Annotated in this window: 13 protein-coding genes; 4 read left to right on the top strand and 9 right to left on the bottom strand. The window is 42.2% G+C overall.

Annotated features, from left to right (window positions below):
- Nucleotides 1–96: 96 nt before the first annotated feature.
- The 4 genes from recJ to xerD all read right to left on the bottom strand — a co-directional run bounded on the left by recJ (nucleotide 97) and on the right by xerD (nucleotide 4,054).
- Complete coding sequence (gene recJ, locus HC723_RS02565; RefSeq protein WP_153447706.1) at nucleotides 97–1,896, bottom strand: single-stranded-DNA-specific exonuclease RecJ; 1,800 nt, start codon at nucleotides 1,894–1,896, stop codon at nucleotides 97–99.
- Nucleotides 1,897–1,970: 74 nt separating this feature from the next.
- The gene (gene yqfB, locus HC723_RS02560; RefSeq protein ID WP_218619083.1) at nucleotides 1,971–2,312 is read right to left on the bottom strand and encodes a N(4)-acetylcytidine aminohydrolase; all 342 of its coding nucleotides are present in this window, start codon (nucleotides 2,310–2,312) and stop codon (nucleotides 1,971–1,973) included.
- The gene (gene dsbC / locus HC723_RS02555) at nucleotides 2,312–3,094 is read right to left on the bottom strand and encodes a bifunctional protein-disulfide isomerase/oxidoreductase DsbC (protein ID WP_238925393.1); all 783 of its coding nucleotides are present in this window, start codon (nucleotides 3,092–3,094) and stop codon (nucleotides 2,312–2,314) included. The genes yqfB and dsbC overlap by 1 nt, the downstream gene beginning before the upstream one ends.
- Before the next feature lie 54 nt (nucleotides 3,095–3,148).
- The gene (xerD, locus tag HC723_RS02550) at nucleotides 3,149–4,054 is read right to left on the bottom strand and encodes a site-specific tyrosine recombinase XerD (RefSeq protein WP_153447707.1); all 906 of its coding nucleotides are present in this window, start codon (nucleotides 4,052–4,054) and stop codon (nucleotides 3,149–3,151) included.
- 132 nt (nucleotides 4,055–4,186) lie between these two features.
- Here xerD and fldB point away from each other — a divergent pair, with 132 nt between their 5' ends.
- Nucleotides 4,187–4,705: a flavodoxin FldB gene (fldB, locus tag HC723_RS02545; RefSeq protein ID WP_153447708.1), complete on the top strand. Its 519-nt coding sequence runs from the start codon at nucleotides 4,187–4,189 to the stop codon at nucleotides 4,703–4,705.
- A 367-nt stretch (nucleotides 4,706–5,072) separates the two neighbouring features.
- On the opposite strand, the gene brnQ is transcribed toward fldB, so the two are convergent.
- Complete coding sequence (brnQ, locus tag HC723_RS02540; RefSeq protein WP_190338131.1) at nucleotides 5,073–6,419, bottom strand: branched-chain amino acid transport system II carrier protein; 1,347 nt, start codon at nucleotides 6,417–6,419, stop codon at nucleotides 5,073–5,075.
- Between the two features lie 299 nt (nucleotides 6,420–6,718).
- Here brnQ and HC723_RS02535 point away from each other — a divergent pair, with 299 nt between their 5' ends.
- Together HC723_RS02535 and srmB are read left to right on the top strand one after the other, a co-directional pair.
- Nucleotides 6,719–7,426, top strand: coding sequence for a tRNA1(Val) (adenine(37)-N6)-methyltransferase (locus HC723_RS02535; protein WP_190338130.1), 708 nt, complete (start codon nucleotides 6,719–6,721; stop codon nucleotides 7,424–7,426).
- A gap of 97 nt (nucleotides 7,427–7,523) precedes the next feature.
- A complete protein-coding gene (gene srmB, locus HC723_RS02530) occupies nucleotides 7,524–8,759 on the top strand; it encodes an ATP-dependent RNA helicase SrmB (RefSeq protein WP_153447711.1) in 1,236 nt (411 codons plus the stop codon).
- Nucleotides 8,760–8,876: 117 nt separating this feature from the next.
- On the opposite strand, the gene yaaA is transcribed toward srmB, so the two are convergent.
- Together yaaA and HC723_RS02520 are read right to left on the bottom strand one after the other, a co-directional pair.
- Nucleotides 8,877–9,653, bottom strand: a complete 777-nt coding sequence (yaaA, locus tag HC723_RS02525; RefSeq protein ID WP_153447712.1) for a peroxide stress protein YaaA — start codon at nucleotides 9,651–9,653, stop codon at nucleotides 8,877–8,879.
- Nucleotides 9,654–9,913: 260 nt separating this feature from the next.
- Nucleotides 9,914–11,359: an alanine/glycine:cation symporter family protein gene (locus HC723_RS02520; RefSeq protein WP_153448203.1), complete on the bottom strand. Its 1,446-nt coding sequence runs from the start codon at nucleotides 11,357–11,359 to the stop codon at nucleotides 9,914–9,916.
- A gap of 788 nt (nucleotides 11,360–12,147) precedes the next feature.
- Here HC723_RS02520 and HC723_RS02515 point away from each other — a divergent pair.
- A complete protein-coding gene (locus HC723_RS02515) occupies nucleotides 12,148–12,333 on the top strand; it encodes a DUF3545 family protein (RefSeq protein WP_153447713.1) in 186 nt (61 codons plus the stop codon).
- A gap of 105 nt (nucleotides 12,334–12,438) precedes the next feature.
- On the opposite strand, the gene HC723_RS02510 is transcribed toward HC723_RS02515, so the two are convergent.
- Entirely contained in the window at nucleotides 12,439–12,966 is a 528-nt protein-coding gene (locus HC723_RS02510; RefSeq protein ID WP_153447714.1) for a hemerythrin domain-containing protein, read from the bottom strand.
- A gap of 124 nt (nucleotides 12,967–13,090) precedes the next feature.
- The gene (gene ung / locus HC723_RS02505) at nucleotides 13,091–13,759 is read right to left on the bottom strand and encodes a uracil-DNA glycosylase (protein WP_190338129.1); all 669 of its coding nucleotides are present in this window, start codon (nucleotides 13,757–13,759) and stop codon (nucleotides 13,091–13,093) included.
- Nucleotides 13,760–14,005 lie beyond the last annotated feature (246 nt).

Genomic DNA, 14,005 nt, shown 5'->3' with positions numbered 1-14,005 from the left:
GATTATCTTTAAGATCGAGATAACCGCGCAATTCTACCTAATATCACTTGAACTTTACAGGTATTTTGTTAAGCACTATCGATGCCAAACTGGCTCTTATTTGGCTTCTAAATGATCGACCATTAATTGCAGCGATTGATTGCCGCGAAATTCATTGATATCAAGCTTGTAGGCTAAATGTACCGTTTTAACCGAAGCATCTGGCCAACGGCGTAAATCAACATTAAACGCAATCGCATCGATCATGATGCTGGTACTGCGCCCTTTGCCCAGTGGTTGCAATGTCTCTGGATCTAAAAATATCGGCTCAACCATCATCTTTAAATGCTTTTCGCCCACCAGTTTTTGATTGAGTAATTTAAACTCGCCATCAAATATCGGCTCTGGAAAGGCTTGTCCCCACGGTCCACCAGCACGCAAAATTTCGGCGGTGTCCATCGAGAACTCTTCAGGCTGTAATTCACCATCGGATAAAATCACCCCTTTAAGCGCCGACTCATCTAATTCAGCTCGTACCGCTTGATCAAATAATTGACTAAAATGCGCATATTGATCGCGTTTAATAGTAAGGCCTGCCGCCATCGCATGACCACCAAATTTAAGGATCACACCTGGGTTTTGGGTATCAATCCGATCCAGTACATCACGCATGTGTAATCCGGAAATCGAGCGACAAGACCCTTTAATTAGCGCCCGACCTTGGTTATCTTCGCCACCATCAGCAAAGGCGATCACTGGGCGATAAAATTCATCTTTGATCCGCGAAGCTAAAATACCAATCACGCCTTGATGCCAATCGGCTTGATATAGCGTTACGCCATACGGCAATTGACTATCTTTGGCTAAGCAATCTTTACCATTTAGCAAACGTTCACAAAAAGCCATCGCTTCTTGTTTCATGCTTTGCTCGATTTCACGTCGCATTTGATTTAAGCCGTCCAATTCACTTGCCATTTGTCTGGCGGCATGAATGTTATTGCTTAGTAGTAATTCTACGCCATACGACATATCTTCTAATCGACCGGCCGCATTAAGCCTTGGGCCTAATGCAAAACCAAAATCTGACGCGACTAATTTTTTCGCATCGCGTTTCGAGACTTCAATTAACGCTTGAATTCCTGGCCGACCTTTACCGGCGCGAATACGTTGTAAACCTTGATGCACTAAAATGCGATTATTTTCATCCAGCGCCACCACATCGGCCACCGTACCAAGCGCTACCAGATCAAGCAGTTCAGCTAGATTGGGTTGAGGGATATTTTGCTCGACAAACCAATTGAGTTCACGCATGTGCGCGCGCAGGGCTAACATTAAATAAAACGCCACCCCGACCCCTGCCAACGCTTTTGAGGGAAACTGACATTGTTGCAAATTAGGATTGACCATCGCATCGGCGATCGGCAGTTCATGGCCAGGCAGGTGGTGATCGGTCACTATTACCATTAAACCTTTTTGCTTAGCATAAGCGACACCATCAATCGATGACACGCCGTTATCGACCGTCATGATCACTTGTGCACCAAGTTCAATCGCTTGATCAACCACTTCAGGGCTTAAGCCATAGCCATCTTCAAATCGGTTTGGCACTAAGTAATCAACATTGTTGCTGCCTAGCATACGGATCGCCAATACCGATAACGCCGAACTGGTGGCGCCATCAGCATCAAAATCCCCTACCACAATAATGCGTTGCTGGGTTTTAATTGCTTCAAACAGCAACTCAACCGCCAAGCTAATACCGTGCAATGATTGATAAGAATGCAGTCCTTTTGCGCCTTTTTCTAATTGCTTTTCATCACTAATATTACGATTGAGATACAAGCGACGCAGCAAAGCGGGAATCGTCTCTGGTAGGAGTGAAAGGTCTACATCTGGGCGGCGAACAATGGCGGTCATAAGTAATCGGCTTCTTTATTGGCGATTGATTTAACGATAGATTTATTAATCATGGCTCAAAAATGAAAAACCGCTCAGGCTAAAGAGCGGATCAAATGATAATGGATCACATATAAAGCATCCAGATCGGGATAAATATCGCGGATCACATTTTTAAGCTCAGTCAGAGTCATGTTTTCTTGCTGTGCGTGAAACTCACTCAAGTCACAAAATTGAATCGCTTCAACCGAATCAATCTGTAACTGACAAAACTCCCGACCTTGCTCTAGTGTCGATACCGTCACAATGCTCTCAGGAACATAATAGCTTTCGGCTTTATCACGAATAGTAATGGTTTTCTTACCCGCTAAAATATCGGCTTCAAAGCGGGCAAAAAACGTCATGGTAGTCGGAATGATAGGAGCAGACTTAGCCATTATTTCATTGACTCTAATGCTTGAATCAATTGGCTTGGCGGTAAGTAACCACCCACTAACTGACCATTCGGTAACAAAATGGCTGGGGTTCCGGTAATACCAACTAACGCTCCAAAGGCGTATTGCTTGGCGATCATATCTTGGCACTGAGTTAAATGTTTACTGTCAAAATCAAAGTTGCGATTAAGTTTCACCGCATCCAATGCCGCTTTTCGATCATCGGCGCACCATACTTTGGCCATTGAATTTGCCACTTCACTGCGTGGACCTTGGCGCGGATATGCCATATAACGCACCGTAATGCCTAAATCATTATACGCTTGCATATCTTTATGCAACTTCACACAATAGCCGCAAGTGATATCGGTAAATACCGTCACCACATATTTCTCATTTTTAGCTTTATAGACAATCATGTCGCCTGCAAATTTCTCGAGCATTTTGGCGTATTTCTTTGCCATTAAATCGGTGAAATTACCGTCTTTATCTAATCCGTACATTTTACCTTGCAAAAAGTGATCACCATTAGCCGTGACATAGAAGATCCCTTGCTCTGTGGTCACTTCCGCTAACCCAGTAATTGGTGATGCTTGAATTGAAGTAGGCACTAAACCTAACTTACCAAAACGAGAGGCAATTTCTTGTTTATCGATATGAGTTCCAGCGGCCTGGTTATCAGTGACGTGACTGTCAGAAACGGGAGCATCAGCCGCTTGCGCCGTTAACGCTAAGCAAGAAAGAAGAACAATAAAACCGTTACGCATAAATGCTAAATAACGCATGATTCACCTTAAAAATTGAAATAAAAAAAAAAGTGGCTATAAATAACAACAGTATCACGCTCGTGGGTGATGTTGTTGATGAATTTGTTTTAATCGCTCGGTTGCGACATGAGTATAAATTTGTGTGGTGGATAAGTCACTATGACCGAGTAGCATTTGTACTACTCTGAGATCCGCACCATGATTTAGTAAATGTGTGGCAAAAGCATGACGCAAAACATGGGGAGATAAGGTTTCGGTATCAATGCCAGCATGCACCGCATAAAACTTGATCCGATGCCAAAAAGTTTGTCTGGTCATCTGGCGAGCACGCTTACTGGGAAACACCACATCGGAACTGGTTTCGCCTAATAATGCAGGGCGACCTTGTTCGAGAAAGGTTTCAATCCACTCAATCGCGTTCTCACCCATTGGCACTAAACGCTCTTTGCCGCCTTTACCAATCACCCGCACCACGCCCTGACGCAAGCTCATGTTTTCCATCGTCAAGCTTATCAACTCAGTAACACGTAAACCGGTAGCATAAAGTAACTCCAGCATCGCTTTATCACGCAGCTCAATCGGGTCTTCCACAATTGGCGCCATCAATAGATCATCAATTTGTTGCTCGGAGAGATCTTTAGGCAGACGCTTAGGCAGTTTAGGCATCAAGAGCAAGGCACTTGGATCATCGGCGCGAATTTTTTCACGGGTTAAATATTGAAAGAAACGACGGATCGCCGACAACATACGAGCACGAGTGGTTTGTTTGTAGTCTTTTTCAACCAGCCATGCTTGATAATCCTGCAAATCAGCATGCTGAATCGAGTTCCACGTTAATGATAACGGCATCATCCAACCGATTAAACGATCAAGGTCATGGCGATAGGATTGTAAGGTATTTTCCGACAGCCCACGCTCTAGCCAAATAGCATCAATAAAGCTCTCAACGACGATTAACTCCGCTTGTTTGGGCTCCATTTACAACCTCATCAATAACATTATTTTAATGCTAGCGAGAGTACGGCAGCCGATTGCGAATTACCACCCTTTTTGCTTCGATGTTTGTTAGAATAGCAGTCAATTTTATTCCTCACTTGCAAAGATACCATTATGAAAATTGGTCTATTTTACGGCTCCAGCACTTGCTACACCGAAATGGTGTCAGAAAAAATTCGCGCCATTATTGGTGAAGAGTTGGTGGATATCTACAATATCAAAGATACGCCAGTCTCGACCTTGCAAGATTACGAACTGCTTATTCTGGGGATTTCCACTTGGGATTTTGGCGAAATTCAAGAAGACTGGAGCGCGGTGTGGGACCAACTTGATGGCCTAACCCTCAAAGATAAACAGGTCGCGTTATTTGGACTCGGCGATCAAGAAGGTTATGGCGAATGGTTCTTAGATGCGATGGGTTTATTGCATGATGAATTACAAGCCACAGGGTGCCAATTTTTAGGTTACTGGCCTAATCAAGGCTATCAATTTGAGCAATCGAAAGCCCTGACCGAAGACAAAAAATTCTTTGTCGGTTTAGCGCTAGATGAAGACTCTCAGTATGAACAAACTGATGAACGGATTGCCACTTGGTGTGAACAGATCTTAGTTGAGTACTACGATAGTTTGTAAATGTTGCACATTGTCTTCGCTTAATGACAGCTTAATATCAATTCTATTTAATATTTGATCAATTTGAATACGCCGAAAAGACGCTGATCCGTCCTTGGTCGCTTGAGAAAAGGCCATCCATGGCCTTTGACACTTTTCTCTGTACTCAATTTTGAACGATCATTCAATTTATGAAATTGGTATAACACCCTGTTATCGCTATGATTGATTGCAAAAACACACACCTCTCTCGTCATCCCGTACATGAGCCTAAGCGAAGAAGATACGGGAGCTCGCTTTTATCTTATCGATTATAAAATAAAAAAGGCCGAGTCATCGGTAAGATAGCTCAGCCTTTATTGTTTTTATCCGTTCATTGCCAAGCTAATTACAACGCTTCAAACTCAACGTTATTGTCTGCTTGGTTTGACAATTCAGTCTCGCCTTGATCTACCTTTTTCGGCACTATTAGCATAAACATGATTGCCGCCAACGTTGGTAACATCCATGCCATACCATAATCGAATAATGGTAAGAAGTTCAGTGCCGACACATCAATATTAACCGCTTTAGCAGCATCGATTAACGCAAACAGCAGCGAAATCAACACCACGCCACGATACGCCAATGCACGGTTTGGTAAACGAGAACGCACCAAGGTCAAAAATACAATCGCAATCGCAACCGGATACAAGGCAAACAAGACCGGCACAAATAGCGCGATTAATTGTGTCAGTCCAACATTCGCCACAAGCGCACAAGCAGAACCAATTACCACAACCCAAACTTTATAACTGATTGGCGTTAATGAACTAAAGTAATCCGAACAAGCCGAAATCAAGCCTATCGATGTGGTTAAACATGCCAATAATACAATGGTGCTCAACACTAACTGACCTTCAGTGCCAAATAACGCTTGTACATAAACACTTAAGATTGCACCGCCATTATCCAAACCAGAAGCAATCGAATTACTGGTCGCGCCTAAGTAAAATAATGAGATGTACACTAATGCTAAACCTGCCGCCGTAATAAAGGCAGCATAGATAACGTATTTCGTTACCGCCGCTTTTTGAGTGATTTTTTTGCTACGCAGCGCTTCAATGATCAAGGTACCAAACATCAAAGAGGCAAAAGTATCCATGGTGTTGTAACCATCAAGGAAACCAGTACTAAAGGGTTGCTGAATGTAGCTGGCTTGGGCGGCTAAAATATCCCCTTGCGGGTTTAAAAACACCATCACAGATAACACGGCTAAACCAATAAATAATACTGGCGTCAGCACTTTACCTATCACATCAAGTAATCGGCCTTGTGACCAAGCAAAAAACATCGCAACCACAAAAAACAGAACTGAAAAGAGCGTTAATTGTGTTTGTGACGGGACATCTAAAAAGGGTTTAATGCCCATTTCATACGCTACTAAGCCTGTACGAGGCGCAGCAAACGCAGGACCAATAATAATAAAGAACAACACCGCGATAATAGTTGCGGTTTTCTTTGGTAGATCTTGAGTCAGTTTATCCCAACCACCACCGACCAAGGCAATTGCAATAATACCCAGTAGAGGGAGGCCAACCGCCGTGATCAAAAAACCCACCATGGTCGGAATAACGTGATCGCCCGCCAGTTGACCTGCAAGCGGTGGGAAGATAATGTTGCCAGCGCCAAGAAAGAAGGCAAACAACATAAAGCCTAAGGCAATAACATCCGTTATTTTTAACTTCTGGTTCAAAGTAATCCCTTAATAAAATAATAGTACATCTAAGATTCGATTCAGTAGAACAACCCAATCAACTGCATAATGATAAGATAATGACCAAAAGGTACAAGATGCGCAATAGATCCAACAAAAACACTATAATATAACAAGTTATTAACCACAAAGCAGTTCATTAAACTGGCTAATTAGTAAATTGGCAGCGTTTAATGCTTAACAATAAGTAAACAAATACACAACCGTAGCAAAACAAAAGACCAATTAATGAGTAATCAATAGCATTTACAGCTAGTTTTAGTGGGAGTATTAACACCATGAATAAGACGAAAGATTTTAGCTTTAAGCAATTTTCAATTTGCGGTGGCCAATCTGGAATGGCAGTCAGTACCGATGGGGTTTTGCTCGGTGCGTGGATCCAATTACATGATAAACATAAGATTTTAGATATTGGCACCGGCACCGGTTTACTTGCCTTGATGTGTGCCCAACGCAGTGACAAAAGCCAAATCACCGCCGTTGATATTGACGAGGGGGCCGTGTGCGCTGCGCGCTATAATGCCGAGCAAAGCCCTTGGCATCAGCGACTTAAAGTGCAGCAAACGGATATTACCCACGCCGATTTAAAGCAACAATTTGACCGTATCATTTGTAATCCGCCCTATTTCACCAGCGGAGAGGCCACTCAACATCAGGCTCGCGCGCAAGCTCGTCATACTCTCACCTTGTCTCATCACGCATTATTAACGGCTTGCAAAACATGGTTAACTTGCGAAGGTCGCGCCAGTTTTATCTTACCTAAAGTCGAAGGGCTCGCTTTTATTGAATTAGCTCAATCGCAAGGTTGGTATTTAAGCCGGTTATGCTTGGTTCATACCACGCTAAAAAAAACCAGTTATCGTGTATTATTCGAATTAAGCCTTAGCCCCAGTGAGACTCAACAAAGCGAATTAACTATTCATCAAGACAGTGGTTACAGTGAAGCGTTTATTGATCTCACTAAAGCCTTTTACTTAAAGATGTAATTTTTAAGACTTTGGGTGTATAATGCGCGACCGTTTTACCATCCCTATTTATTGCGAGTGGTAACATCCATAACCACAAGCTTGCTGGAGAATATACGTGATCAGAACTTTTGCTGAACTCGAACTAGACCAAAACCTTATTTCTGCTATTGAAGATATGGGTTTTGAACGTCCAACTCAAATTCAATCTGAAGCTATTCCGCAAGCACTTGATGGCAAAGATATTCTTGCCTCTGCGCCAACCGGTACCGGTAAAACAGCTGCCTTTGCACTGCCTGCGCTGCAATACTTGCAAGACTTTCCGCGCAAACGTGCAGGCCCCGCTCGTATCTTGATCTTAACCCCAACTCGCGAACTGGCGATGCAGGTTGCCGATCAAACTCGCACACTGGCAAAAAATACTAATTTGAATGTCTTCACCATTACTGGTGGTGTGATGTACGAAGAGCACGCCGATATTTTGGCGACCACACAAGATATCGTGGTAGCAACTCCGGGTCGCTTAATGGAGTACATTGAATCTGAGCGCTTTGATTGCCGTGCGATTGAATGGCTAATTTTAGATGAAGCCGATCGCATGCTGGATATGGGCTTTGGTCCTGTGGTTGACCGTCTATCGGCTGAATGTCGCTGGCGTAAACAAACCTTACTTTTCTCTGCGACTTTAGAAGGCCGTGGGGTGGAAGGTTTTACTGAAGACCTACTTAAAAACCCAGTAAAACTAGAAGCGGATCCTTCTCGTCGTGAGCGCAAGAAGATCACTCAATGGTATCACCGTGCAGATTCACCTCAGCACAAGTTCTCGATGTTAAAGCACATTTTAACCGAGCAAGCTGAACGCACCATTATTTTTGTGAAAACTCGTGAACGTCTTGCTTCATTGCGCCTGCAATTAGAAAGCGCGCAAATTGTCTGTTCATGGATCCAAGGTGAAATGCCACAAGATCGTCGTAACAATGCGATTTCTCGTTTCCGTGATGGTGAAGTCAATGTCCTTATAGCAACCGATGTTGCCGCGCGTGGTATCGATTTACCCGACGTCAGCCATGTGATCAACTACGACATGCCGCGCAGCGCCGATGTCTATTTACACCGTATTGGCCGTACCGCTCGTGCTGGTAAAAAAGGTAATGCTCTTTCTATTGTTGAAGCCCACGACCAAGAAATGATTGAACGTGTGATGCGCTACATTCAAGAAGAAATCAAAGAACGCTACATTAAAGAGATGCGCCCTGAGCACAAAAAACCGGCGCTGAAGAAGAAAAATAAAAAGAAAGTTAAAGCGGCTGCGGCAGCTAAGAAAAAGACCGCCGTGAAGAAGAAAAAGAAATAGTCCGCTGATCTCAGTTCAGTAGCACTAAAGACAAATCTAAACAGGGAGCATTCATTTGCTCCCTTTTTTTATGGCCATTGATTCGTTGGAATAGCACGCTTAATCGAACAGCTTGTGCTACTTCTGCTCTTCGCGCTTAAACACCAATTCGGTCGCGCTCGATTCAGCCTCAACAAAATAATAACCTGCGACATCAAATTCTTTTAGATCCGCTAATGATGAAACCTTATTCTCGATGATATAACGCGCCATCATGCCACGGGCTTTTTTGGCATAAAAGCTGATCACTTTATAAGTGCCATTTTTGCAATCTTTAAACACCGGCGTAATGATCTGGCCTGTCACTTTCTTTGGTTTCACGGCTTTAAAGTATTCATTCGAAGCAAGATTAATTAGAAAATCATCCCCTTGTGCCTGTAGCGCTTGATTAACCGCCTCGGTAATAATGTCGCCCCAGAATTGATACAAGTTAGTACCACGTTCATTAGCCAGGCGAGTGCCCATTTCCAAACGATACGGTTGCATCAGATCTAACGGCTTTAATAAACCATACAAACCGGAAAGCATTCGCAGGTGCGATTGAGCATAGTCAAGCTCAGCATCGGATAAGCTGGTCGCATCCAACCCCGTATAAACATCGCCTTTAAAAGCAAAAATGGCTTGGCGAGCATTATCAAAATCAAAGTGGTCGCTCCACTGCTCAAAGCGCGCCACATTCAAACCAGCAATTTTATCACTAACTTTCATTAAGCCAGAAATGTCTTGTGGTGAAAGCTTGCGACACACATCGATCAGTTGCGCAGAGTGTGAAATAAACTCTGGCTGGGTATGCTTACGCGTGGATAAAGGTGAGTCGTAATCTAACGTCTTTGCCGGGGAAACCAAGATCAACATAATTTGTCCGTCCTTTGATATCAATCCAAGGGGTTTTATACTCTGCCAATATTGAGCATAGAGAAAAGAGTCAAAGGCCATGGACGGTCTTTTTCAAGTGTCCAAGGGTAGAGTCGCGTCTTTTCGGCATGTTCAAATGGACCAAAGATCCCATCGAATGACTATAATTATTCATTCTCAAATTCAATGGTTATCAATATAACAAAAAAAACCGCACATCACTGTACGGTTTTCTCTATTAGTCTCATCTGCGTGGGTTATTACAACTTAGCGGATTCTTTTTTCTTTTCTGTACCCCAAACACCTGGTTCGATTTGTGATTTCAATTCAGGGAAATCATTGGCATCGAACGTCGGTAATTTACCTTCATCCAGTTGTTTGTTGTAATCTTTTGCCAGTTTAATCACGATACCCGATAGCAAAATAATCGCCACCAAGTTAACAATCGCCATTAAACCCATTGATGCATCGGCCAATGCCCAGATGGTTGGCGCATCTTTTACCACACCGAACATTACCATCCCTAACACCATCACACGGAAGATATTTTTTGCATGCTGTGATTTTTTGAAGATAAAGACAATGTTACCTTCAGCATAAGAATAGTTAGCAATAATTGAAGTAAATGCGAAGAAGAAAATCGCAATCGCCACAAAGGTTTTACCCCATTCGCCAACTTGAGAGCTCAATGCATTCTGAGTTAATACGATGCCATCCATTTGCATACCAGGAACATATTCACCCGATAACAAAATGATAGACACGGTAGCAGTACAAATAACAATAGTATCAACAAATACACCTAGCATTTGCACATAACCTTGCGATGCTGGGTGTGGAGGGTATGGCGTAGCGGCGGCGGCAGCATTAGGCGCAGAACCCATACCCGCTTCGTTGGAGAACAAACCACGAGCAACACCGGTTTTAATTGCGTTCATAACCGCATAACCAACACCACCTGCGGCGGCTTCTTGCAGACCGAAAGCACTCTTAAAGATAAGCTCAAATGCGGCAGGCACTTTATCAAGATTCATGATAATAACGAATACAGCGAGCACTAAGTAGAAAATCGCCATAATCGGCACTAACAATTCGGCAGTTCGTGCAATTTTACGGATACCACCAAAGATAACAAAACCAGACAGCAGCACTAATACAACACCAACCATGGTTTTATCCCAATGGAAAGCAGTATGCATAGCCGCAGCAATCGAGTTAGATTGCACCGCATTAAATACCAAACCAAAAGCAATGATCAAAAAGACAGAGAATAAAGTCCCCATCCAACGCATGCCTAGGCCTTTTTCCATATAATAAGCTGGACCACCACGGTAAACACCATCTTCACCGGGGGTTTTATAAAGCTGAGCTAAAGTACTTTCTGCGAATGCCGTTGCCATACCGACCATGGCAATCAACCACATCCAGAAAATAGCACCGGGACCACCCACCATAAGCGCGACTGCCACACCGGCCATATTACCGGTACCGACACGCGCGGCTAAGCTAGTACAAAAAGCTTGAAAGGAAGATATACCATCTTTGTCGGCTTTACGGCTATGCTTTAAAACCGAAAACATGTGGCCGAAGTGGCGAAATTGAATAAAGCCAAGACGAACAGTGAAGAACACGCCCACCCCAACCAATAAATACACTAAGATCGATCCCCAAAGAAGACCGTTTACTAACCCAAGTAGATCCGTCACGTAAACCTCACATAAATTTATGACAACATTCACCCCCACCACTCATTGGTAGGTTCCTTCTGTCTTACCTTTTATCTTTATAATCTTGTCATAATCACAAAAGGTAAAACCCTGACACCAAACTTTCCCTCGATGCCGACACTCAAACGCTCATCAGTCTATACCAATATAAGATCGGCAGAGAAATATAATGACCAGCAGGATAATGCAGGGCTAAGCGTCAAAAATCAATATGAATCTGATTTCATAACTATGCGTTATTTTGCTATCGAAACCTAAGTATTCAATATATTTAGTCGGTAAATGATCATAAAAATGGCATTAAACCCTAATCTTTAGAGATGTGTTATCTGTTGCTATTCAAATATAACAATCTGACTTCGACCTAAAAAACCACCAATGAAACAAGGCCTTTTTAACTTTGCATAAATTACTTCGAACCATGTCATCAACAGAACCACCTAACAAAAAATCACTATTCCTTCCAATTGACATTGGTAACGAAATATTAACAATTATCAGAGTTATTAATGAGATTTAATTTTACATAAACACAACCAAGTGGTCACTTTTTAACCTCACCTTCAAAAAGTTTGATAGTCTTTGCAGAATGACATGAAAATTTCATTATTTAGAAACAAATGAGAAATAGTTCAAAGTTAAGCTTTTCAAAAGTGTGGTATCTATAACTCTCCAAATAAGCATTAGGTTTAAGGTGTTTGTCTGGGATAAATTTATTCTTGAGTCACACTATTCTTGGATAATCTATAGTAGAGAGGGATCATATTATGGAAGGTTTTCAACTCGATAGCATCATGGATATGGAAACGGATCAGTACCGCTCGACCAGAGTAAAAGCAGGCAAACGTAAATGGAGAGAAATTGAAGCGATTCTCGACCGAAGACAACTCCAAAAGGAATTAATGGAATTGGATTACAGTGGTGAGTACAAGCTCGACGATATTCAAATTTAACCATAACTGAAACATCAATAATTTGGTTATACCGTTTCATGTTTATCATCAAAAATAGGCGCTAATAGCGCCTATTTTCAATCTTGAGTTCACCATTTTTAACGGTTATATCAACGCCACTAATTTGGCATAATCTTGCTCGATATCAGCACCAAATAGCGGGTCTTTATCCGCTTCGCCCCATAGAGATTCAACCTGTTGCCAGTCTTGGTCAGTAAACATCTTCTTCAATTGCGGCAGTATTTCTCGCTCTTCAAAATCAAGATGTTTCTTTTGTTGATGAATAAAATTGGCTAATGCTTGGTAAAAAACATCATGTGGCACCACCGCATCTTGATTAACCATTTCAACCAGTTCGGCAAACTCTTGGCTCACCTGCGCTAACTCATGATGCGCTTGTTCAAGATTGGCGATTTGTTCATCATTGCCATAATGCTCTAAATAATAATGATAAATAATGTCTTCTTTAGGGTGATGAGTTTGTTCTGAATGCTGTTGCAGATAATGGATTACTTCTGCTATCACATTATAATCAATACTTTTTTCAGCCTTTAAATCGGCTAAAAGCTTATCTAACACCACCAACAATCGCACCATATAGCTGTGTTCTCGACTAATAATTTCGCCTAACATAACTGTCTCCTTGTGCAGTTTCGCTGCTTTAATTATAGCGCGATTTCGATAGTCCCTCTTATTCTCGATCAATAAAGCAACAAAATGAGAACAAAAAATCATCAGTCATTTTAATCCATGATCATCAAAGTGGTGGCAAAAGCCAATCAATCGGGGTCATTGCTTGCTGCTCTAATAGCTGATTACTGCGCGAGAAATGCTCACAGCCAAAGAAACCACGATGAGCAGACAAAGGAGAAGGATGTGGCGCAGTGAGTACAAAGTGTTTGTCACTGTCGATTTTCGCACCTTTCTTTTGCGCATGAGCCCCCCACAATAAAAAGATCACACCCGTTTTATGCTGATTGATCTGATCAATAATGTGATCGGTAAAGGTCTCCCAGCCTGATTTAGCATGAGAATGTGCTTTGCCTTGTTCCACCGTTAACACAGTATTAAGCAATAACACCCCTTGTTTAGCCCAGCTTTCCAAATAACCATGCGAAGGCGTGGTGAAATCTTTAATATCCAAAGCAAGTTCTTTATAAATATTGGCCAACGACGGTGGCACTTTCACATTGGGCAATACAGAAAAAGCCAAACCATGAGCTTGACTCGGTCCATGATAGGGATCTTGCCCTAGCACCACTATTTTCACTTGCTCAAATGGCGTGTAATCAAATGCGCTAAAAACCTGCTCTTGAGGAGGGAAGATCTCAATCTCAGGATCAGAACGTTGCGATTCAACAAATGCCATCAATTGCTGAAAATATGGCAGTTGTTGCTGCTGTTTGATTATTGTTGCCCAATCCATCTCATTGCCTCTTGTCACTCAAATTTGTCAGTATTGGGTTTATTTTACCTCTAACTTACCTCTGCTGACATAAAAAATTCATTTAAAATCGTCGTAAAATTACGACAAAATGAGCTATCAAATATATTTTAAATCTTAAAAACAAGTTACAAAGCCACGTTTATTAAGGTTTTCTTGATTTACAGCAACAAAAACCACCAATAATGGAAAATAAAATTGGTAGTTTTTTGACTTAAATCAATATGA

Origin of the sequence: Vibrio sp. S11_S32, from assembly GCF_014694465.1 — a bacterium.
Lineage (GTDB): Bacteria > Pseudomonadota > Gammaproteobacteria > Enterobacterales > Vibrionaceae > Vibrio > Vibrio algicola.
Note: the sequence above shows the minus strand (reverse complement) of the source record. Positions and strands in the feature narration are given on the sequence as shown.